Genomic DNA, 21,986 nt, shown 5'->3' with positions numbered 1-21,986 from the left:
ATATTATTATATATTCGTTATTTGTTTCGTTTCCGAATCGGAATTATCGCCGCTCGAGCAACCGGCAGATTTCTTCGAGCTGATCAAGCGTCTTGTAGGAAATCCGCAACTGTCCGCCGGAGGCCTTGTGATTGACCGTAACGTCCAATCCGAGGCTGTCGGACAGCGTGCGCTCGAGCGCCAGCGTATCGGCGTCCTTTTCCTCCTTGGGGGAGGGCTTGCCATAGGTCGGATCGTTCTGGGCACGAATATCGTTCTGGGCCAACCGCTCAGTATCGCGCACGGAAAGGCCCTTGGCAATGATTGAGCGGGCGAGCATCACCGGATCGGACGTCGGAATGAGCGCGCGGGCGTGACCGGCCGACAAGGTGCCTGACGATAACATGTCACGGACCGGTTCCGGCAGCTTCAGCAGTCGCAAGCTATTGGCCACATGGCTGCGGCTTTTACCGATAATCTCGCCGAGATCGTTCTGCGTATAACCGTGTTCAGCGATCAGCTGATCGTACCCCAGCGCTTCTTCAAGCGGATTAAGGTCGGATCGCTGAACGTTTTCAACGATCGCGATTTCCAAGGCCGTACGGTCGTCTACGTCGCGGACAATGACCGGAATATCGGTAAACCCGGCAAGTTGGGCCGCGCGCCAGCGGCGCTCACCGGCGATAATTTCATAACGCTCCTCAGCGATGGTGCGAACGACGACTGGCTGCACAATGCCGTGCTGACGGATGGAGCTTGCCAGGTCCTGCAACTCAGCTTCATCAAAGGTCCGCCGCGGATTGCGCGGATTGCGGGCGACAAATTCGATCGGAATGCGCCGATCAGCATTGACGGGCGCAACAGGATTACTCGCCTGCAAAGGCTGGTCCATCTCGCCGATCAACGCCGCAAGGCCACGGCCAAGTCTTCTTCTCGAATTGTCGTCATTCATCGTCAGTACTCACACTAATCGTTACGATGTCGAATCGATTGCTGCTCAGGCCGCCTTCCGCAGCCGTTCACGCTGGATCACTTCGGATGCCAGCTGAAGGTAGGCTTGGCTACCAGCGCATTTGAGATCATAGAGGATCGCCGGCTTTCCATAGGAGGGAGCCTCGGAAACCCGCACATTGCGGGGGATCAATGTATGATAGACCTTCTCACCAAGATGGGTACGGACGTCGTTGACGACCTGTTGTGCCAAGTTGTTGCGGGAATCAAACATGGTCAGCACGATACCCTGGATATCCAGTGTCGGATTGACCGTTCGGCGCACCTGATCGACGGTCTCCAGCAACTGGCTCAACCCTTCCAACGCAAAAAATTCGCATTGCAGAGGAACGAGAACCGAATGCGCGGCCGCCATAGCGTTCATCGTCAGGAGATTGAAGGACGGTGGGCAATCAACGAGCACGTAGGAATATGCGAGCGCCTCGGGTGAGGAGAGCGCCTTGCGCAGTCGGAATACCCGGTCGCTGGCCGTCGAAATCTCCATCTCAACACCAAGAAGATCCATGGTCGATGGCACAATGGAGAGATTGGGAACGACTGTGTTCTGAACAATATCAGCAATATTGTGCGAACCGATCATCAGTTCATACGAGGACAGTTTTCGGTCGCGCCGCTGAATACCGAGACCGGTGCTGGCATTACCCTGCGGGTCCAGATCGACAATCAGCACTTTTTCGCCGATGGCCGCCAAAGCGGTTGCAAGATTGATGGCCGTCGTGGTTTTCCCTACGCCGCCCTTCTGATTGGCAATGGTGATAATTCTGTTCTTCTCGCCTATCATGCCGCATTCCGCCGTTATTGAATTTTCCGCGAAAGATTTGCGATTTCGAGAACCACAGAGTCCGGCTCGACGACGCTTGCATGTTTTACCAGATCAAACTGAAAGCGACTAACGGCTTTGTCGACTTCCTGCTGATAATCCCGGCCTTTGTGGAAAAACGCCCGTGGTTTGTTGCCGGCAGTCATCCAAGGGCCACAGTAATCGAGAAGTTGGGTCAGGTCTGCGAGCGCTCGAGCCGAAATTACGTCGCATTGCGGGATGGCGGTGACCGCGTCTTCAATCCGAATCGGGTGCACAGAGCCGCGGGCGCCGGTTTCATTCAGCGCAACACGAAGGAATGCAGCCTTCTTATTGTTGCTTTCAACTAGGTGCACCCATCCATCTACCAGTTCTGCCAGAAATATGGCAGTGATGATGCCGGGGAAGCCGCCACCACTGCCGAGATCGACCCATCGTTTCGGTCCCGGTGACAGCTGAAAGATCTGCGCGCTGTCGGCGATGTGGCGCTGCCACAAATCGGACAGCGTCGAGGGTGCCACGAGGTTGATCGACTTCGCCCATTTTTGAAACAGGCTGGCAAAGTGTTCGAGCCTCTCCGACGTTTCACGTGAAACACGCAATCCGTTTAGCTCACGGGAAGGACTCGCAATCATTGAATCGCCTGTTTGAGATGCTCTGTTTGGGTGTAGTTCCCCTTGCGCATATGCGCCAGGATCAGTGATATCGCCGAAGGAGTTATCCCGTCAACCTTCATGGCTTGCGCCAGATTGCGTGGTTTCGCCGCTCGGAGCTTCTGCTTCAATTCGTTCGACAGGCCTGATAGCGACTGGAAATCGAAGTCATCCGGAATCACGCGGCTTTCCTCGCTGCGAACACTGGCAATGTCCGATGCCTGGCGATCCATATAGACTGCGTAGGTCGCATCTATTTCGAGGGCTTCTGCTAGCTTGCTACCGATCGCCGACAACTCTGGCCAGACCGCGCTCAGTGATTGAATAGAATGATCGGCATAGGAGAGGAGTTCGAACGCTGAACGGCGTTGGCCGTCCAGATTAAGCTTCAGCCCATGGCTGCGCCCCTCGTTCGGCGTAACAGTCAACGACTTCAATAACTGCCTGTTGCTTTCAATATCCTCGACCCATTTGTTAAACCTCACGGTACGATCAGCCGAGACGCAGCCCAACGACATCGCTTCTGGCGTAAGCCGGACATCGGCATTATCAGCCCGTAGGGACAAGCGGTATTCGGCACGCGATGTGAACATCCTGTATGGCTCGGCCACTCCGCGCGAGGTGAGGTCGTCGATCATAACACCGATATAGGAGTTGGTGCGACTAAACACATGCGGTGTGTTACCGGCACAGAGAAGGGCAGCATTCAAACCTGCTACCAAACCCTGCGCGCCAGCTTCCTCATAACCGGTCGTGCCATTGATCTGTCCAGCAAGGAACAACCCAGGAATCTTGCGGACTTCTAGGGATAGCGACAGTTCGCGCGGATCGACATGATCATACTCGATGGCGTAACCCGGTTGAATAATGGATACGTTCTCCAGCCCCGGAATTGTTCGGATGAACGCCTGCTGCACATCTTCCGGCAGCGATGTCGAAATCCCATTCGGATAGACGGTGTCGTCAACAAGTCCCTCTGGCTCCAGGAAAATCTGATGACCATCGCGTTCGCCGAATTTGACAATCTTGTCTTCGATAGACGGGCAGTATCTCGGACCAACGCCTTCGATCTGTCCGGAATACATCGCGGATTTCATCAGATTATCGGAAATGATTTTATGTGTCGCATCCGTGGTCCGTGTCACACCGCATTCTATCTGCCGGTTCACGATATTTTCAGTCATGAAGGAGAAAGGAACCGGTTCTTCGTCGGCTCCTTGACGGCCGACGGATTGCCAATCGACAGTCTTACCATCCAGACGAGCGGGCGTACCGGTCTTCAGTCGTCCCAGGCGCAAGCCAAACCGCTCGAGCGTGGCGGACAACCCGAGTGATGGATTTTCACCCACCCGACCGGCCGGGATTTTACGAGCGCCGATGTGGATGAGGCCACGCAGGAAGGTTCCTGTGGTCAGCACCGCAGCGCCACAAGAGATAGAACGTCCGTCTGCCAGGATAATCCCACCGACTTGCCCGTCATTCAACTGCAAATCAAATGCATCCCCTTCGATAACGTCGAGATTTTCGATTGCCTTGATTTCGGATTGCATTGCTTGACGATAGAGTTTTCGATCCGCCTGAGTGCGCGGTCCGCGCACAGCGGGACCTTTCCGGCGATTGAGCAGCCGAAACTGTATTCCAGCTGCGTCAGCAGTACGGCCCATGAGGCCATCCATCGCATCAATCTCGCGAACGAGATGGCCCTTTCCCAGACCACCAATAGCGGGATTGCAGGACATCACACCAATGGTGTCACGCTTATGCGTTACGAGGGCAGTTTTTGCACCCATTCGCGCCGAAGCGCTGGCCGCCTCGCAACCGGCATGGCCACCGCCAATGACAATGACATCATAATCGAACATGTTAAACCGTCTCCATCACGGTATTATAGAGACGAATCGTTTCACGTGAAACATCCGTCAAGACTCGCCAACGTTGTACGCGATTGCATCTCATTTGCCGATGCAGAATTCCGAAAAGATCACTCCAAGCAGGTCCTCAACGTCAACGCGCCCGGTAATTCGTCCAAGAGCGTCACCCGCCTGCCGCAAATATTCCGCCTGAATATCAAGTCCGCGATTTGATTGTACCAAACTCATCTCGATCGCGGAGAGGGTTTGTTTCAGGCAACTCACGTGCCGTTTCCGGGTTGGTAAAGACAGCGAGTTTTGGCCAGACAGGTCGGGTAAGTGATCTGTAAGAACCTCCAGAAGCCGGTCGATTCCTGCGCCCGTTTCCGTTGAGATCAACACGTCGGCACTGGCCTTATCCCATAAAACAGGGGCCCGATCAATCTTGGTGCCGATCCGGATAACCGGCTTTGTCCGTTGGCCCTTGTCCAAAGCCAAAAAGCCTTCAGGTGTATCTGCCAACAGCAGGACAACATCGGCCTGATCGATCGTCAGATAGGCACGACGAATGCCTTCCTGTTCAACCTTGTCATCGGTCTCCCGCAAGCCCGCTGTATCAAACAACTGAACACGGAATCCGGCTAAGGATAAATCAACCGATAGGATGTCTCGCGTGGTTCCGGCAATGTCGGTGACGATTGCAACATCACGGCGCGCCAGGTGGTTGAGCAGGCTGGACTTTCCGGCATTCGGTTCGCCGGCGATAACAATCTTCAAGCCATCCCGGACAATCTCTGCAATGCCGGCTCCGTCCAGATGCGATGAGATTTCGGACTTCAACTGCCGTATATCCGCCCAGATCTTGTCTGCGACGGAGCCTGGGACGTCATCTTCGTCGGCAAAGTCCAGTTCCGCTTCGATCATCGCCCTCGCATGGGTCAGCCTGCGAGCCCAACCCTCGTAGATTGCCGAGAGATTGCCGCTGGAATGTTCTTGCGCTAACCGCCGCTGCATTTCCGTTTCAGCAGCAATCAAATCGGCAAGCCCCTCGATTTCGACGAGGTCGAGTTTGCCATTATGAAAGGCGCGACGGGAGAACTCGCCTGCCTCGGCATGTCTCAGTCCCGGCAACACTTCAAGTTCCGCAAGAACGGCATTCACCACGGCCCGGCCGCCGTGCACCTGCAGTTCGGCGCAGTCTTCGCCCGTGAACGACGCAGGAGCTCCGAAATAGATAACAAGTCCCTGGTCGAGCACATCACCGTTTCGATTGCGAATCGATCGCAGGACCGCGTGGCGAGGTGACGGCAAGGAACCGCATAAGCTTGTCAAAACCTCCGTCGTGCGAGGGCCACTAACGCGAATAACCGCAACCCCCGCCGGCAAGGCGCCGGATGACAGGGCATAGATCGTATCAGACATGGCCTGGTGCGGCTGGTTCACGCGAGGGTCCTTGGTTGCCGATATCCGTCTATCAACTTGGAATCCGGGGAAGGAATCCGGCTATGCAATTTGCAGCAGAAACACAAAAGCCCAGGATAAACCTGGGCTTCGTGCAAAATATGACCGCAGATCAGGTGTTCATCGAATCGAAGAAATCGCCGTTGGTCTTGGTCTGCTTCAGCTTGTCGATCAGGAACTCGATTGCATCGGTCGTTCCCATTGGGGCGAGGATACGGCGCAGAACGAAGATTTTCTGCAGATCCTGACGCGGCACCAGCAGGTCTTCCTTACGGGTACCCGACTTGAGGATGTCCATCGACGGGAAGATGCGCTTGTCGGCGACCTTGCGGTCGAGCACGATTTCCGAGTTACCGGTACCCTTGAACTCTTCGAAGATGACTTCGTCCATGCGGCTGCCGGTATCGATCAAGGCCGTTGCAATGATTGTCAGCGAGCCACCTTCCTCGATGTTACGCGCGGCACCGAAGAAGCGCTTCGGGCGCTGCAGGGCGTTGGCGTCGACACCACCGGTCAAGACCTTGCCCGATGACGGAACAACCGTGTTGTAAGCGCGGCCGAGGCGAGTGATCGAATCGAGCAGAATGACGACATCACGGCCATGTTCGACCAGGCGCTTGGCCTTCTCAATGACCATCTCAGCAACCTGAACGTGGCGCGTTGCCGGCTCGTCGAAGGTCGATGAAACAACTTCGCCCTTCACCGAACGCTGCATGTCGGTGACTTCTTCCGGCCGCTCGTCGATCAGAAGAACGATCAGGTAGCATTCCGGGTGGTTGGCGGTAATCGAATGGGCGATGTTCTGCAGAAGTACAGTCTTACCGGTACGCGGCGGTGCAACGATCAGGCCACGCTGGCCCTTGCCGAGCGGCGCGATCAAGTCGATGACGCGAGCGGACAGGTCCTTGGAGGTCGGAACCTCGAGTTCCATCTTGAAGCGCTCGTTTGGATAAAGAGGCGTCAGATTGTCGAAATGGACCTTGTGACGGATCTTTTCGGGATCTTCGAAATTGATCGTGTTGACCTTGAGAAGCGCGAAATACCGCTCACCCTCCTTCGGACCACGGATGGGTCCTTCGACCGTATCGCCGGTCTTCAGCGAGAAACGGCGGATCTGCGAAGGCGAGATGTAGATATCGTCCGGGCCTGGCAGGTAGTTGGCATTCGCCGAACGCAGGAAGCCGAATCCGTCCTGCAGCACTTCGACGACGCCTTCGCCGATAATTTCGACGTCCTGGCTCGCCAGCATTTTCAGGATCGCAAACATCAGTTCCTGCTTGCGCATGACACTGGCGTTTTCGACCTCCACCGATTCGGCAAATGCCAGAAGATCGGTAGCGGATTTGTTTTTCAGTTCTTGTAGCTTCATTTCAGCCATGAAGGGGACCACACTTGGAAATCGGAAAGGAAAGTCGGCGTGCTTGATGTAAGGGGAGCTGCAGCGGAAGGGGCAGGCTCGTAACGTTTACACATGCCACGAAAGAGGAGATGGCGGGAAAATAGCGACTCACTCGTTGCACCGCAAGGGGGCAACGGAAATTACCGAAAGTTTCCTTCTTCAAAGCTCGATAGCTCAAAAAGGTTTCACCACCGCCACGATGACGATGAGGATCATCAAGAGCGTCGGGGCTTCGTTCATCAGCCGCCAATAACGGGCGCTGCGGGTGTTTTCATCCCGCGCAAAAGCTCTGACAGCACGGCTGAACATGATGTGGACGCCGGTCAGAAGAACGACAAGCAAGAGCTTGGCATGCAGCCAACCGCCCTGAAAACCGTAGACGCTCCAGGCGAGATAGAGGCCAAGCACCCAGGTGATCATCATCGCCGGGTTCATGATCACCTTCAAAAGCCGCTGCTCCATCATCTTGAAGGTTTCCGACTGCTCGGAGCCGGGTGCTGCGTCGGTGTGGTAGATGAACAATCGCGGCATGTAGAGCAGGGCGGCCATCCAGGACATCACCGCAATGATGTGTAGCGCCTTGATCCAAAGATAGAGATTGTCTGGCTGCCAGACGAACAGCCCGGCAAGCAGCGCGACGAACAGGCCGATCGCGATGAAGGCGCGGGTACGCGCTTTTTTCCCCGGCTGGATATCCGTCTGGCGCTCGGTCATTGGCGCGTCCCGCGAACACGGGCAACCAGTTGCGAAACATGGTCGGGATTGGCCTGTGGTGTAATGCCGTGGCCTAAGTTGAAGATCAGCGGGCCATTTCCGAGCTTCTGCAGGATTGCGTCGATGCCATCATCCAGCGACTTTCCGCCCGCCACGACGCGCATCGGATCGAGATTGCCCTGGACCGGACCATCCTTCTGGAGCTCAACGGCAAAGGACAAGGGCACCGACCAGTCAAGACCGATCGCATCGGCACCCGTTGCCCGGCGGTAATCCTTCAGGAGAATTCCGGCGCCCTTGGCAAAGGCGATGATTTTCGCGTCCGGCCGGCGGGCTCGAACGCTGTCGATGATCCGGCGCACCGGATTGACGGCGTAGCGGCGGAATTCCTCTTCGCCCAAAACACCCGCCCAGGAATCGAAGATCTGTACGGCGTCTGCACCGGCGTCGATCTGCTCGACCAGATAGTCCGCAGAGAGCTCAGCAAGCACCGCCAGCAGCCGATCGAACGCTTCTGGGTGCTGGTAGGCAAAAAGCCGTGCCGGCGCCTGGTCGGGCGTTCCGTGCCCGGCAATCATGTAGGTGGCGACCGTCCAGGGTGCACCGCAGAAACCAAGCAGCGTCGTTTCTTCCGGCAGTTCCCGGCGCAAACGTCGAACCGTTTCCATGACCGGCTGCAGATGGGCTGATACGGGACGAACGTCGAGCGTGGCTATCTCCGAAACGTCAATCGGATCCATCCTTGGTCCATGCCCTTCTTCAAAGCGGACATTGCGCTTCAGGGCATCAGGAATAACGAGGATATCGGAGAACAGGATGGCTGCATCAAACCCATATCGCCGGATTGGCTGTAGGGTCACTTCCACAGCCATGTCGGGCGAATAACAGAGATCGAGAAAGCTACCGGCCTTGGCTCGGGTCTTCCGGTATTCGGGAAGATAACGACCTGCCTGCCGCATCAGCCAGATTGGGGGAGGTGACAGCGTTTCACCCTTCAACACCTGTAGCACCTTACGGCTTTGCGCAGTCACCGGACACGTTCTCCCACTATAAAAGATATCTATATCTAAGGATTCTATTTCTTAGAGTCTGTGACTATCGAGGATTAAATGCCATCCGACTCTTTTCCACATGCTGGTCCGTTCAATAGAATCTCTTGGCCGATTTTGCCATGCGACAGATAGGAGCGGGGACGATTTCAAAAAACCATGAAGAGTCATCAGCTTCGCTCAATGCTCGAAGGGGTGCAGCCATGTGGACAGCTTGTGGATAAAGTTGACGCTTCGCAACTCGATGAGTCTTCTCCACATGCCAGCGGAATCCCATTCCCCGGAATCCAGATTGTGCATAACTCGCAGGTTTTCCCCTTGCCTTTGAAACTCGCCGGTCCTTAGCTGTTGCTGTCCCGGTTTATCAACAGCCCTCGGAGAATAGCGTGGAGAACCAGAAAAACTATTTCCACCTGCATCTGATCTCCGATTCGACCGGCGAAACGCTGATCGCTGCGGGCAGGGCTGCAGCGTCGCAATTCCAGTCGGCACATGCGCTTGAGCACGTCTATCCGCTGATCCGGAACCGCAAGCAGCTGATGCAAGTTATGGAAGCGGTCGATGGCGCGCCGGGGATCGTGCTCTACACGATCGTCGATCGCGAGCTTGCCGATATGATCAATGTAACTTGCAAAGATATGGGACTACCCTGCGTCTCCGTTCTGGAACCGATCATCGATCTCTTCCAGTCCTATCTCGGCGCTACATCGCGCCGGCGCTCGGGCGCGCAGCATGTGATGGACGCTGATTATTTCGCGCGCATCGACGCGCTGAATTTCACCATGGATCACGACGACGGCCAATTGCCGGCGGATTTCAACGATGCGGATGTCGTTCTGATCGGTATCAGCCGGACATCGAAAACCCCGACTAGCATCTATCTCGCCAATCGCGGCATCAAGACAGCCAATATCCCGATCGTGCCGGGCGTCTCCCTGCCGGACCGGTTGATGGAGGCGACAAAGCCGCTGGTGGTCGGTTTGATCGCCACGGCGGACCGGATTTCGCAGGTTCGCCAGAACCGCGTTTTGGGTACAGCGAACCATAGTTATCATGCCGAGGATTATGTCGACCGCGCCTCGATCGCCGAGGAGCTGAAATATGCGCGGTCGATTTGTGCGCGCAACAACTGGCCGATGATCGACGTGACGCGCCGCTCGATCGAGGAAACCGCAGCTGCCATCGTTGCCCTCCGGCCCCGGCTGCGTTAAGGCGAATCCGGTCAATCAGGATAAATGACAATGGCAGGTTCTCTTGTCCTCGCTTCGGCGAGCCCGTTCCGTCGCATGCTGCTGGAAAATGCCGGCATCGCCTTTCAGGCAAAAGCAGCCGATATTGACGAGCGGGCAATTGAAGGCGAGGTCGAACAGCAGGGTTCTTCACCGGAGGAGGTCGCGCTGATCCTGGCCGAAGCCAAGGCCAGGAATGTCGGGCAGGCTTTTCCGGATGATATCATCATCGGCTCGGACCAGACCATGTCGCTTGGTGCCCGGGTCTATCACAAGCCCCGCGACATGAATGAAGCGCGCGACCATCTGTTGTCGCTGTCCGGTCAGGTTCACCAGTTGAACAGCGGCATTGTGCTGACGCGCGGAAATGACATTCTCTGGAAGCATGTGTCTTCGGCGCAAATGTCTGTTAGGGCTCTGCGCCCGGAATTTATCGATGCACATCTCGCCCGCGTTGGAAAAAAGGCACTCTCCAGCGTCGGTGCCTATCAGCTGGAAGGCGAGGGCATCCAGCTTTTCGATAAAATCGATGGTGACTATTTCACCATTCTCGGGCTGCCCATGCTGCCGCTGCTCACAAAACTCAGGGATTTACGGGTGATCGATGCGTGATTCACGTGAAACATTTGTTAACCACGCCTTCGTCACGGGCTATCCGATCAAGCATTCGCGCTCTCCGCTGATCCATGGCTATTGGCTGAAAAAGCTGGGATTGCCGGGAAGCTATCGGGCTCATGCCGTATCTCCGGAAGAGTTTCCCGATTTCATCGCGTCGGTCAAAAGCGGGTTATCCGGTTTCACGGGCGGCAATGTCACTATCCCGCACAAGGAGCTGGCTTTCACGCTTTCCGACCGCCCGGATCCATTGAGCGCAGAACTTGGTGCGTCCAATACACTCTGGCTGGAGGATGGTCTGGTGCATGCAACCAACACTGACGGCTATGGCTTCACCGCCAATCTCGATGAACGAGCCGCCGGTTGGGACCGCTGTCGAACGGCTGTCGTCCTCGGCGCCGGCGGCGCCAGCCGGGCGGTGATCCAGGCTGTTCGCGATCGGGGCGTCAAGACAATCCATGTCGTCAATCGCACGGCTGCCCGCGCCCAGGAACTGGCCGACCGGTTCGGCCCGGCGGTTCATGCACAGCCGATGGCAGCCCTGTCCGAGGTGATGACCGGCGCAGGTCTCTTCATCAACACAACGTCGCTCGGAATGGATGGCTCGGAAGTACCGCAGATCGATTTCACCGTCATGGCAACCGGCAGCATTGTGACGGACATTGTTTATGTGCCCTTGAAAACGCCGATCCTCGCGCAGGCAGAGGCGCAGGGTTTTGCCACGGTCGATGGGCTCGGCATGCTCCTGCACCAGGCCGCACCCGGATTTAAGAAATGGTTCGGCAAGACGCCGACGGTCGATGCCGCCCTGCGTCAGATCATCATCGACGACATGGCGAGCCACGCATGATCATTCTCGGGCTCACCGGATCGATCGGCATGGGCAAGTCGACCACCGCCACGATGTTTTTGGATATTGGCGTGCCGGTCAACGATGCTGATGCCGTCGTACATGCGCTCTATCAACATGAAGCCGTGGCGCCGATTGAAGCGGCATTCCCCGGAACGGCGAAAGCGGGTAGCGTTGACCGGGCGGAACTTTCCCGGCAACTCGCCAACGATCCGTCCTTGTTCAAGACGCTGGAAGCGATCGTCCATCCGCTGGTGCGCGAAAAGGAGCGGGCGTTTCTCGACCATCATCGCGCCGCTGGCGCCCCCCTCGTCGTGCTCGATATCCCGCTTCTGTTTGAGACAAAGGGCGAAGGCCGCGTCGATGCCGTTGCAGTCGTCACCTGCGATCCGGAGATACAAAGGGAGCGGGTGCTGAAAAGAGCGGGGATGACGGAGGAAAAATTTGCTCTCATCCTGTCGCGCCAGATCCCCGACCAAGAAAAACGTGCGAAAGCGGATTACATCATCGATACGGGCCACGGACTTGATTCGGCCCGCGACCAGGTGGCGGAGATCGTCCAGGGGCTGACAAGCCAGAAGAGGCCATGATGCGCGAAATCATTTTCGATACGGAAACGACAGGTCTCGACAACAAGCTCGACCGCGTCATCGAAATCGGCGGCATCGAGCTCGACAATCATTTCCCGACCGGACGGACCTTCCATGTCTATATCAATCCGGGTGACCGCAAGGTGCATCCCGACGCGTTGGCGATCCATGGCATCTCGGACGAGTCGCTGAAGGACAAGCCGAACTTTGCCGGCATCGTCGATGAACTGCTGGCATTTTTCGCCGACGCGCGCTGGGTGGCGCATAATGCGACCTTCGACATGGGGTTCATGAACGCCGAATTTGCCCGGCTGGGTCTACCGGCGATCACCAATGATGTGGTCACCGATACGTTGGCGCTGGCCCGCCGAAAACATCCGATGGGTCCGAATTCGCTCGATGCGCTCTGCCGGCGCTACGGGGTGGACAATTCGCACCGCACGAAGCACGGCGCTCTGCTCGACTCCGAACTTCTGGCGGAAGTCTATATCGAGCTGATCGGCGGCCGCCAGACGGCGTTCGGTCTGCACTCCAGCGATAATCGCGGCCAGGCGTCGGATGTGGATGATGTCATTGTGATCGCTGGCCAAAGGCCGCATCCGCTCGGGTCTCGCCTGACTGGCGACGAAGCGGAAGCCCATGCAGCGCTTGTCGCCCAGATGGGCACAAAAGCCATCTGGGCCAAATACGAAGCCGCTAAATAAAAATGCCCGGTCAAGGACCGGGCATTGAGACATTCAAATTCAGGCCAAAGCCGGATCAGTTCGCGGTCGTCGAAACCTGCGAGCGAACCTTTTCCTCAGCCATGCGCTGGGTGAACATCTGGGCAAAATCGATCGGGTCGATCATCAGCGGCGGGAAGCCGCCGTTGCGCGTCGCGTCGGAAACGATCTGGCGAGCGAACGGGAAGAGCAGGCGCGGGCACTCGATGAAGAGAAGCGGCAGCATGTGTTCCTGCGGGAAACCGGTAACGCGGAAAACGCCGCCATAGGACAGTTCGACATTGAACAGCATCTTGTCGCCGTCCTTGGCTTCTGCGTTCAGCGTCAGGATGACGTCGAATTCCGCATCCGACAAAGGATTGGCATTGACGTTGACATTGATGTTGATCGCCGGAGCCTTTTCGCGCGCCTGAAGCGAACGCGGAGCGCCCGGGTTCTCAAACGAAAGGTCCTTGATGTACTGGGCCAGGATGTTCAGGGACGGGCTCTCGGTGGCGCCGTTTGTCGGGGATGCGGTATCGGTCATAAGGCCATTTCCTTCGGACATGAAATTTGGTGAGGCATCTAGCATTTCGCACCCGGGCTTACAACCCGGTGCCGCCGTCACTTGAGGCGGTCACGCTCGTTCGGATCGGTGCGGCCTCGGCCATCGCTGCGCGAAAATTCGTCGTCGTCGAGGTCGATCACGCGGGTATCTGCGCGGCGAGCGGCGTCACGGTCCGGTCCCTGACCGCGAGAAAAGCCACGCGAACCCGCCGCCATGCCGGTCGTGACAATCGTCAGGCGATTCTTGACGAAGGACCAGCCGAGATCCCGAACAGCCGGTATGAAGAGCAGCAGTCCGATGATGTCGCTGATAAAACCTGGAATGATCAACAGGAAGGCAGCGATCACAATCATAACGCCATGCACCAGTTGCCGGCCCGGGTCGGTGCCGGTTTGCGAAGCCTGCTGGATCTTTCTGAGAACACCAAACCCCTGAATGCGCAACAAAATCGCGCCGGCGATGGCGCTGGCCACAACGAGAAGAAGTGTCATACCGACGCCGACTTCGCGGCCGACGACGATGAAGGTTGCGATCTCCGCGATCGGCATCGAAAGGAAAAGGATCGGGATGATCAGGGAGCGCATTGATATCTACTCAGGTGATTGTGGTTAAGCCGAACCGCACCGGCAATTGCAAAGAAGTGATATAGCCATTTGAATGATCGTGCCATGCAGACTATATGGGATGATCGCACGGCATATTAACAGCGGTTCTGGGTGGAAATGGGCTCTTTCGACTTCATCACATTGTTTTTCTTGGTCGCCGCGGTGATCATATTCCTCCAACTGCGCAGCGTCCTGGGCAAGCGGACCGGCAACGAACGTCCGCCGGTCGATCCCTATTCGCCGCGCGAAGCAGCCGACGGGCCTGAGGCCTCCGGTAAAGTGGTGCAATTGCCCCGCCGCGACGGTGCCGGCGAAGAGATTTCACGCTACGCTGAAATCGACGCCTTCACCAAGGCAGGCACACCGCTGAACGACGCACTGCGCCGCATGTTCGATTCCGATCCGGCCTTCGATCCGAAGGAATTCGTCAATGGCGCCAAGATGGCCTATGAGATGATCGTCATGGCTTTCGCCGATGGCGACCGCAAGACGCTTAAGGGTCTTTTGTCCCGCGACGTCTATGACGGCTTCGACGCGGCGATTTCCGAACGCGAAAGCAAGGGCGAGGTCGTCAAGTCCACCTTCGTCGGCATTGAGAAGGCCGACATGGTGCATGCCGAGATCAAGGACAGCGAAGCCAACATCACGTTGCGCATCGTCAGCCAGTTGATTTCAGCGACCTACGACAAGGCCGGCGCGATCGTCGATGGCGATGCCGAAGCTGTTTCCGAGGTCAACGACCTCTGGACCTTCTCGCGCGATACCCGTTCCCGCGATCCGAACTGGAAGCTGATCGCGACGGAATCGGAAAACTGATCGGGACATAAGGCACGGGACTGGCGGCGATGGATTTCGATTTGCAGCGGGTCGATTTTTCCGACCTTCCCGGTTGGCAGACCGATAATCCATCCCCGCTTTTGCCGGCGCTTGAGCGGTGTCGTCAGCAAGTTACCTCAGTCAAACCACACAAGACGGCATCGCTCGGTATTTCCACCGCCGACCTGATGCCAGCCTATGAAGCCGCCAAAGAGGCCCGGCCGCAGGATGCGGGCGAAGCCCGCGCTTTCTTTGAAGACCGTTTCATTCCCTTCAAGATTGTCCGGAACGATGGCAAGCCCGGCTTTGTCACAGCCTTCTTCGAGCCCGAAGTTCTGGTCAGTGCGACACCGGACGAGACGTTTCGCTTCCCCTTCTATCGGCGCCCTGACGATCTCATCGATATCGATGACAGCAACCGTCCCGACGGCATGGACCAGTATTTTGCATTCGGGCAGCAGGCGGATGACGTGATCTCGGAATATCAGGACCGCAAGGCCATCGAGCAGGGATACCTAGCCGGCCGCGAACTGGAGATTGCCTACGCAAAATCGAAGACCGACGTGTTCTTTGCCCATGTGCAGGGCGCGGCGCGGCTGGTCTATCCAGACGGCTCGATCAAGCGGGTGACATATGCGGCCAAGACCGGCCATTATTTTTCGGCCACCGGCAAGCTTCTGATCGAACGCGGCAAGATCGAAGCGGCTGATGTTTCGATGCAGACGATCAAGCAATGGCTGGACGATCATCCGGACGAGGCGGACGAAGTGCTGTGGCACAATCGTTCCTTCATATTTTTCCGTGAGGCAGAGGTCGATGATACCGGGCTTGGACCAGTCGCAGCCGCAAAGGTGGCGCTCGAACCCGGCCGCTCGCTGGCCGTCGACCGGCTCATCCATACATTTGGCGTGCCATTTTTCATTTCGAGCGATAGCCTGACCTCCATTGAGAGCGGCCGTCCTTTCCGGCGGCTGATGCTGGCGCTCGATACGGGTTCGGCAATTGTCGGGCCCGCGCGTGGCGATATCTTTACCGGATCCGGTGACGAGGCCGGACGGCTGGCCGGTGCGGTGCGCAACGAGGCCGACTTTTTCATTTTCATCCCGAAGGCCGCGGCGGCAAGATACGGTCATGGCTAAGGCAAAGAAGCTTACCAGCGAAGACCGCATCCTCTGGGGCAAGGTCGCCCGCACCACCCGTCCGCTGCCGGGACGCATGGATGAGCTCGCGGAATTCGAGGAGCCCAAACCCGAGCCCCAGCCGGAAAAACTGCCGATGCCGGTGATCAAGGAAGGCAAGTCGCTCGCTGAGGCCTTCGGTGCCGCCCCGCCGGAACTCCCGAAACGTCCGACCCGTTTGCACCATCCGCTTGAAAAGCCGGTGAAGCGCAAGCTTGCCAAGGGCCACCTGGCGATCGAAGCGCGGATCGACCTGCATGGCATGATCCAGAGCGAGGCGCATGGGCTGCTGCTGCATTTCCTGATGCGGGCCTATGATCGTGGCTTGCGGCATGTGCTTGTCATTACCGGCAAGGGAACGTCGCTGGGCAGCGACGGTGCTCTCAAGCGGGCGGTGCCGATGTGGTTTTCGCTGCCGGAATTCCGCATGCTGATCTCGTCTTTTGAGCCTGCCGCGCGCAACCATGGTGGTGACGGCGCGCTTTATGTCCGTTTGTCCCGCCCTAGGGGCATGGCCCCATGACCCCGTTCGGCGACGCCGTGCGCCGGCTGCGACTCAAAAAGGGCGTGTCGCAGAAGCAGATGGCGGCGGCGATCGGCGTATCGCCCGCCTATCTCTCGGCCCTGGAGCATGGAAAACGCGGCGCTCCGAGCTTTGAATTCCTGCAGAGGGTCGCCGGATATTTCAATGTCATCTGGGACGACGCAGACGAACTGTTCGGAATTGCAGCCATTTCCGACCCGAAAGTGGTGCTCGATACATCCGGTTTGCCATCAACGCACACGGCCTTTGCCAACCGGCTTGCGGGCCGTATCCGCAGCTTATCCGGCGAAACTATCCGCATCCTGGAAGATGTTTTGGAAAAAGCCCGCTTTGCTGATAAGGAACTCTGATGATCCCCTGATTTCTGCCGCTTTCAGGCTGCACGGGATTTGGAACTATGGACAAAATCCCTATATTCGGGGAGCGCCATCGAGGGGTGATTCGCACGGAATCTCATCTCCGAAGACATGGCATCGAAACCTGGAAAGACTTATAGCCGAATGACCGATTTGCCTGAAACCGAAGCCGGCGCAAGCGCCGAATATGGTGCTGATTCCATCAAGGTCCTGAAGGGTCTCGATGCCGTCCGCAAGCGGCCGGGCATGTATATCGGTGATACCGACGACGGTTCCGGTCTGCACCACATGGTTTACGAAGTCGTGGACAATGCGATCGATGAGGCGCTGGCTGGCCATGCCGATATCGTCACCGTAACGCTGAATGCCGACGGCTCGGTGACGGTGACCGACAACGGCCGCGGCATCCCAACCGACATCCACACGGGCGAGGGCATTTCGGCGGCCGAAGTGATCATGACGCAGCTGCATGCCGGCGGTAAGTTCGACCAGAATTCCTACAAGGTTTCCGGCGGTCTGCACGGCGTCGGCGTCTCGGTCGTCAACGCGCTGTCGGTCAAGCTGCAGCTGAAGATCAAGCGCCAGGGCAAGATCCACGAAATCAACTTCACCCACGGCGTTGCTGACGCACCCCTAAAGGTGATCGGCGACAGCAATGGCGAGACCGGTACGGAAGTCACCTTCCTGCCGAGCACCGACACTTTTACGATGATCGAGTTCGACTATGGAACGTTGGAGCATCGCCTGCGCGAGCTCGCCTTCCTCAATTCGGGTGTTCGCATTCTCCTGACCGACAAGCGGCATTCCGATATCCGCGAGACCGAGATGATGTATGACGGCGGCCTCGAAGCCTTCGTTGCCTATCTCGACCGCGCGAAAAAGCCGCTGGTCTCAAGGCCCGTCGCCATTCGCGGCGAAAAGGACGGCATCACTGTCGAAGTAGCGATGTGGTGGAACGACAGCTATCACGAGAATGTTCTCTGCTTCACCAACAACATCCCGCAGCGCGATGGCGGCACCCATATGGCCGGCTTTCGTGGCGGTCTGACACGCCAGATTATTTCCTATGGCGATAGCTCCGGCATCATGAAGAAGGAAAAGGTCACGCTGACCGGCGAAGACTGCCGCGAAGGCTTGACCGCCGTTCTCTCCGTCAAGGTTCCGGATCCGAAATTCTCATCCCAGACCAAGGACAAACTTGTCTCCTCGGAGGTTCGCCCTGTTGTCGAAAGTCTCGTCAACGAAGCGCTCAGCACCTGGCTTGAGGAGCATCCGGGCGACGCGAAGATCCTCGTCGGCAAGGTGATCGAAGCGGCCGCTGCCCGCGAAGCAGCCAAGAAGGCCCGCGAACTGACCCGCCGCAAGGGCGCGCTGGATATCTCGTCGCTGCCCGGCAAGCTTGCCGACTGCTCCGAGCGTGATCCGGCCAAATCCGAACTCTTCCTCGTGGAAGGGGATTCCGCCGGCGGCTCCGCCAAGCAGGGCCGCTCGCGTGAAAACCAGGCGATCCTGCCGCTGCGCGGCAAGATCCTCAATGTCGAACGGGCCCGCTTCGACAAGATGCTGTCCAGCCAGGAAATCGGCACGCTGATCACGGCGCTTGGCACATCGATCGGCAAGGACGAATTCAACCCGGACAAGCTGCGCTATCACAAGATCATCATCATGACCGATGCTGACGTCGATGGCGCCCATATTCGCACGCTGCTTCTGACCTTCTTCTTCCGGCAGATGCCGGAACTGATCGAGCGCGGCCACCTCTATATCGCCCAGCCTCCGCTCTACAAGGTGGCGCGTGGCAAGTCGGCGCAGTATCTGAAGGATGAAAAGGCGCTGGAGGAATATCTGATCTCCACGGGTCTCGAGGATGCTGCCCTAGAGCTCGGTTCCGGCGAAGTCCGTGTCGGGCAGGACCTGCGCGAGGTCATCATCGATGCGCTGCGGTTGCGCACGCTGGTCGAATCCCTGCATTCGCGCTACAGCCGCTCCGTCGTCGAACAGGCGGCGATTGCCGGCGCTCTCAATCCGGAGCTGAACAACAACCAGGCACAGTCCGAAGCGACCGCTGCCGACGTGGCCAAGCGGCTGGACCTTATCGCCGAAGAAACCGAGCGCGGCTGGGGCGTGGCGGTTGCCAGCGATGGTGGCCTGAAGTTCGAGCGCATGGTGCGTGGCGTTAAGGAAGTGGCCTCGCTGGACATGGCGTTGATCGGATCACAGGACGCGCGTCATATCGATCTGATGACCCCGCGCCTCAAGGAAATCTATGCCATTCCGCCGCTGTTGAAGCGCAAGGACGGTGCAATCGAAATTAGCGGCCCGCGCGCACTTCTTGACGCCGTCTTCGCCAGCGGCCGCAAGGGTCTGTCGATGCAGCGCTACAAGGGTCTTGGCGAGATGAATGCCGAGCAGCTCTGGGAAACGACGCTCGATCCGAATGTCCGCTCGCTGCTTCAGGTCCGCGTGCCTGACGCCACCGATGCCGATGGTCTGTTCTCGCGTCTGATGGGTGACGAGGTCGAGCCGCGGCGCGAATTCATTCAGGAAAACGCGCTGAGCGTCGCCAACCTGGATATCTAAGGCAGGGCGCAGCCCCTTCATTGTCTCATTGAAAACCACGCCTCCCATCCGGAAGGCGTGGTTTTGCTATTTTAGCTTAGCCGGCGATGAAAGTGCCATTGAAGGCAACTTCGGCAAGCGGGCGGCGTGGGCTTGGTGTTTCGCGCGCCTGCAGGAAGTCCGGCAGCTGTGTCTTGTCGCCGAGGCGGCCGATAGCGGCGGCGGCTTCGACGCGATAACCTTCAGGAATACCGAGGATTTCGATCGCCTTGTCGAAATGTATGCCCGTCATGCCGTGTGCCTGGAAGCCGAGCAGCTGTGCCTGATGGGCGATCGAGCCCCAGGCGGCGCCGGTGTCGAAGCTGTGGCTGTAGGACAGCGCTTCTTCTGTTGCGCCCGGCGCGGCGAAGTGAGTTTTCGAAACCAGGATAACGAGTGCCGAAGCGGATTTTGCCCAGCCTTGGTTGAATTCGTTGAGGATCGGGAAGATCCTGTCCCACTGTTCAGTGCCGCGCAAAGCATAGACGAAGCGCCACGGCTGCGAATTATAGGCTGATGGAGCCCAGCGGCCGGCTTCCAGAATGGTCAGCAGTTCGGTTTCGGAAATGGTTTCGCCGGTAAAGGCGCGCGGCGACCAGCGATTGAGGAAGCTTGGTTCGATCGGATAGTCTGCCTGGCGGTAGTTGCTCGTGGTTGTCATGGCATGTTCCTGTCTTGGGAGGTCGGGGGCCTGAATTCGATAAGCGGACGTAGTCCGTATATAGCGATTGTATAGGCGAGGAATAGACTCCAGTTTGGATATGGACCGTTTCAAATTTGACGACAACGGCCAGGCGACTTGGTTCGGTGGCGGGTGGTGCGGCGAAACAGACCGCAGAAACGCTCTTCAGGGTTATTGTCGAACGCCAGAAAAAAGTTGTATAAGTTCTGTAGATTTTACGAAGCAAAGGATTTGCTGCTGATGACCGTGACCTTGAAAGACCCTTCGCTGTTTCGCCAGGCCGCACTCGTCGGCGAGAACTGGATCGAAGCCGATGCGAAAAATGCCATTGAGGTGAACAATCCGGCGACCGGCGAAATCATCGGCCGCGTGCCGAAGCTCGGTGCAGCCGAAACCAAGGCGGCCATCGAGGCCGCACGGATAGCCCAGAAGGGCTGGGCGGCAAGAACAGCCAAGGACCGCTGCGCCGTGCTGCGCAAATGGTATGACCTGATGATCGATAACAAGGACGATCTCGGCCGCATTCTGACGCTCGAACAGGGTAAGCCGCTGGCGGAAGCAACCGGTGAAATCGTCTATGGCGCCAGCTTCATCGAATGGTTTGCCGAAGAAGGCCGCCGCATCTACGGTGACATGATTCCGGGTCATCAGCCGGACAAGCGCATCATGGTGATGAAGCAGCCGATTGGCGTCGTCGCGGCAATCACCCCGTGGAATTTCCCCAATGCGATGATCACCCGCAAGGCCGGCCCTGCCTTTGCTGCCGGTTGCGCCATGGTTTTGAAGCCGGCCTCGCAGACGCCATTCTCGGCCATCGCCATCGCTGTTTTGGCCGAACGTGCTGGTCTGCCGAAGGGTCTGTTCAGCGTCATCACCGGTTCGGCCGCGGCCATCGGCGCCGAAATGACCTCTAATCCGACCGTACGCAAGCTGACCTTTACCGGCTCGACGGAAATCGGTACCGAACTCTACAAGCAGAGCGCGCCGACCATCAAGAAACTCGGCCTCGAACTTGGCGGTAACGCGCCGTTCATCGTTTTCGATGATGCCGACCTCGACGCTGCCGTCGAAGGTGCGCTGATCGCCAAGTACCGCAACAACGGCCAGACCTGCGTCTGCGCCAACCGCATCTATGTTCAGGACGGCGTCTACGATGCCTTTGCTGAAAAGCTGGCAACGGCTGTCGGTAAACTGAAGACCGGAAATGGTTTCGATGAAGGTGTGATTCTCGGACCGTTGATCGACAAGGCAGCCCTCAACAAAGTTGAGGAGCACATTGCCGACGCATTGAAAAAGGGCGCGCGCATCTTGGCGGGCGGCAAGCCGCATGCGCTCGGCGGCACGTTCTTCGAGGCAACCATCCTGGCCGATGTCACCAAGGACATGGCTGTTGCCCGCGAAGAAACCTTCGGTCCTCTTGCGCCGCTGTTCCGCTTCAAGTCTGAGGCGGATGTCATCGAGCAGGCCAACGACACCGAATTCGGCTTGGCGTCTTATTTCTATGCCAAGGATCTATCCCGTGTCTTCCGCGTTGCCGAAGCGCTCGAATATGGCATGGTCGGCGTCAATACCGGTTTGATCTCGACGGCTGAAGCGCCTTTTGGCGGCGTCAAGCTGTCCGGACTTGGGCGCGAAGGCTCGAAATACGGCATCGAGGAATTTACCGAGATCAAATATGTCTGCCTCGGCGGCATTGCCTGATTCGCAAGTCGAGGCCTGATCTGCCAGTCAGGTCTTGC

Annotated in this window: 22 protein-coding genes; 11 read left to right on the top strand and 11 right to left on the bottom strand. The window is 57.7% G+C overall.

Features of this window, described 5'->3' with window-relative positions:
• Positions 1 to 43 precede the first annotated feature (43 nt).
• The 8 genes from ACP7E0_RS14410 to hemE all read right to left on the bottom strand — a co-directional run bounded on the left by ACP7E0_RS14410 (position 44) and on the right by hemE (position 8,897).
• On the bottom strand, positions 44 to 931 hold the full coding sequence (locus ACP7E0_RS14410; RefSeq protein WP_426125719.1) for a ParB/RepB/Spo0J family partition protein: 888 nt from the start codon (positions 929 to 931) through the stop codon (positions 44 to 46).
• Positions 932 to 976: 45 nt separating this feature from the next.
• The gene (locus ACP7E0_RS14405; RefSeq protein WP_426125718.1) at positions 977 to 1,771 is read right to left on the bottom strand and encodes a ParA family protein; all 795 of its coding nucleotides are present in this window, start codon (positions 1,769 to 1,771) and stop codon (positions 977 to 979) included.
• Positions 1,772 to 1,785: 14 nt separating this feature from the next.
• Positions 1,786 to 2,424 (bottom strand): 16S rRNA (guanine(527)-N(7))-methyltransferase RsmG, encoded by a 639-nt coding sequence (gene rsmG, locus ACP7E0_RS14400; protein WP_426125717.1) that lies wholly within the window; start codon positions 2,422 to 2,424, stop codon positions 1,786 to 1,788.
• Complete coding sequence (gene mnmG / locus ACP7E0_RS14395) at positions 2,421 to 4,304, bottom strand: tRNA uridine-5-carboxymethylaminomethyl(34) synthesis enzyme MnmG (protein WP_426125716.1); 1,884 nt, start codon at positions 4,302 to 4,304, stop codon at positions 2,421 to 2,423. Before mnmG ends, rsmG begins: the two co-directional genes overlap by 4 nt.
• A 90-nt stretch (positions 4,305 to 4,394) precedes the next feature.
• The gene (gene mnmE / locus ACP7E0_RS14390) at positions 4,395 to 5,714 is read right to left on the bottom strand and encodes a tRNA uridine-5-carboxymethylaminomethyl(34) synthesis GTPase MnmE (protein ID WP_426125860.1); all 1,320 of its coding nucleotides are present in this window, start codon (positions 5,712 to 5,714) and stop codon (positions 4,395 to 4,397) included.
• A 151-nt stretch (positions 5,715 to 5,865) separates the two neighbouring features.
• A complete protein-coding gene (gene rho, locus ACP7E0_RS14385; protein WP_112408863.1) occupies positions 5,866 to 7,131 on the bottom strand; it encodes a transcription termination factor Rho in 1,266 nt (421 codons plus the stop codon).
• A 195-nt stretch (positions 7,132 to 7,326) separates the two neighbouring features.
• On the bottom strand, positions 7,327 to 7,866 hold the full coding sequence (gene hemJ, locus ACP7E0_RS14380) for a protoporphyrinogen oxidase HemJ (protein WP_426125715.1): 540 nt from the start codon (positions 7,864 to 7,866) through the stop codon (positions 7,327 to 7,329).
• A complete protein-coding gene (gene hemE / locus ACP7E0_RS14375; protein WP_426125714.1) occupies positions 7,863 to 8,897 on the bottom strand; it encodes a uroporphyrinogen decarboxylase in 1,035 nt (344 codons plus the stop codon). The genes hemJ and hemE overlap by 4 nt, the downstream gene beginning before the upstream one ends.
• Positions 8,898 to 9,301: 404 nt before the next feature.
• On the opposite strand from hemE, the gene ACP7E0_RS14370 reads away from it, so the two are divergent.
• The 5 genes from ACP7E0_RS14370 to dnaQ are packed head-to-tail and all read left to right on the top strand — an operon-like array spanning position 9,302 to position 12,903.
• Positions 9,302 to 10,126 carry a pyruvate, water dikinase regulatory protein gene (locus ACP7E0_RS14370; RefSeq protein ID WP_426125713.1) on the top strand — a complete coding sequence of 275 codons (825 nt, stop codon included), beginning with the start codon at positions 9,302 to 9,304 and terminating at the stop codon, positions 10,124 to 10,126.
• Positions 10,127 to 10,156: 30 nt separating this feature from the next.
• The gene (locus tag ACP7E0_RS14365; protein ID WP_426125712.1) at positions 10,157 to 10,756 is read left to right on the top strand and encodes a Maf-like protein; all 600 of its coding nucleotides are present in this window, start codon (positions 10,157 to 10,159) and stop codon (positions 10,754 to 10,756) included.
• Positions 10,749 to 11,609 (top strand): shikimate dehydrogenase, encoded by an 861-nt coding sequence (locus ACP7E0_RS14360; protein WP_426125711.1) that lies wholly within the window; start codon positions 10,749 to 10,751, stop codon positions 11,607 to 11,609. The genes ACP7E0_RS14365 and ACP7E0_RS14360 overlap by 8 nt, the downstream gene beginning before the upstream one ends.
• On the top strand, positions 11,606 to 12,199 hold the full coding sequence (coaE, locus tag ACP7E0_RS14355; RefSeq protein ID WP_426125710.1) for a dephospho-CoA kinase: 594 nt from the start codon (positions 11,606 to 11,608) through the stop codon (positions 12,197 to 12,199). Before ACP7E0_RS14360 ends, coaE begins: the two co-directional genes overlap by 4 nt.
• Entirely contained in the window at positions 12,199 to 12,903 is a 705-nt protein-coding gene (dnaQ, locus tag ACP7E0_RS14350) for a DNA polymerase III subunit epsilon (protein ID WP_426125859.1), read from the top strand. The genes coaE and dnaQ overlap by 1 nt, the downstream gene beginning before the upstream one ends.
• Before the next feature lie 55 nt (positions 12,904 to 12,958).
• Here the strand turns inward: dnaQ and secB are convergent, their stop codons facing one another.
• Both secB and ACP7E0_RS14340 read right to left on the bottom strand, forming a co-directional pair.
• Complete coding sequence (gene secB / locus ACP7E0_RS14345) at positions 12,959 to 13,447, bottom strand: protein-export chaperone SecB (protein ID WP_426125709.1); 489 nt, start codon at positions 13,445 to 13,447, stop codon at positions 12,959 to 12,961.
• Positions 13,448 to 13,524: 77 nt separating this feature from the next.
• Complete coding sequence (locus ACP7E0_RS14340) at positions 13,525 to 14,052, bottom strand: FxsA family protein (protein WP_426125708.1); 528 nt, start codon at positions 14,050 to 14,052, stop codon at positions 13,525 to 13,527.
• Positions 14,053 to 14,190: 138 nt separating this feature from the next.
• Here ACP7E0_RS14340 and ACP7E0_RS14335 point away from each other — a divergent pair, with 138 nt between their 5' ends.
• From ACP7E0_RS14335 to gyrB, 5 genes are all read left to right on the top strand, one after another.
• Positions 14,191 to 14,889 (top strand): Tim44/TimA family putative adaptor protein, encoded by a 699-nt coding sequence (locus ACP7E0_RS14335; protein ID WP_426125707.1) that lies wholly within the window; start codon positions 14,191 to 14,193, stop codon positions 14,887 to 14,889.
• 29 nt (positions 14,890 to 14,918) lie between these two features.
• On the top strand, positions 14,919 to 16,028 hold the full coding sequence (gene mltA / locus ACP7E0_RS14330; RefSeq protein ID WP_426125706.1) for a murein transglycosylase A: 1,110 nt from the start codon (positions 14,919 to 14,921) through the stop codon (positions 16,026 to 16,028).
• Positions 16,021 to 16,590, top strand: a complete 570-nt coding sequence (locus ACP7E0_RS14325) for a Smr/MutS family protein (RefSeq protein ID WP_426125705.1) — start codon at positions 16,021 to 16,023, stop codon at positions 16,588 to 16,590. Before mltA ends, ACP7E0_RS14325 begins: the two co-directional genes overlap by 8 nt.
• On the top strand, positions 16,587 to 16,961 hold the full coding sequence (locus ACP7E0_RS14320; protein WP_426125704.1) for a helix-turn-helix domain-containing protein: 375 nt from the start codon (positions 16,587 to 16,589) through the stop codon (positions 16,959 to 16,961). The genes ACP7E0_RS14325 and ACP7E0_RS14320 overlap by 4 nt, the downstream gene beginning before the upstream one ends.
• 150 nt (positions 16,962 to 17,111) lie before the next feature.
• A complete protein-coding gene (gene gyrB / locus ACP7E0_RS14315) occupies positions 17,112 to 19,547 on the top strand; it encodes a DNA topoisomerase (ATP-hydrolyzing) subunit B (protein WP_426125703.1) in 2,436 nt (811 codons plus the stop codon).
• A gap of 76 nt (positions 19,548 to 19,623) precedes the next feature.
• On the opposite strand, the gene ACP7E0_RS14310 is transcribed toward gyrB, so the two are convergent.
• Positions 19,624 to 20,226 carry a nitroreductase family protein gene (locus ACP7E0_RS14310; protein WP_426125702.1) on the bottom strand — a complete coding sequence of 201 codons (603 nt, stop codon included), beginning with the start codon at positions 20,224 to 20,226 and terminating at the stop codon, positions 19,624 to 19,626.
• Positions 20,227 to 20,493: 267 nt separating this feature from the next.
• Between ACP7E0_RS14310 and gabD the strand changes: the two genes are divergently transcribed.
• Complete coding sequence (gene gabD, locus ACP7E0_RS14305; protein ID WP_426125858.1) at positions 20,494 to 21,948, top strand: NADP-dependent succinate-semialdehyde dehydrogenase; 1,455 nt, start codon at positions 20,494 to 20,496, stop codon at positions 21,946 to 21,948.
• The last annotated feature ends 38 nt before the right edge of the window (positions 21,949 to 21,986 follow it).

Source organism: Pararhizobium sp. PWRC1-1 (assembly GCF_049897905.1).
Taxonomy (GTDB): Bacteria; Pseudomonadota; Alphaproteobacteria; order Rhizobiales; family Rhizobiaceae; genus Pararhizobium.
Note: the sequence above shows the minus strand (reverse complement) of the source record. Positions and strands in the feature narration are given on the sequence as shown.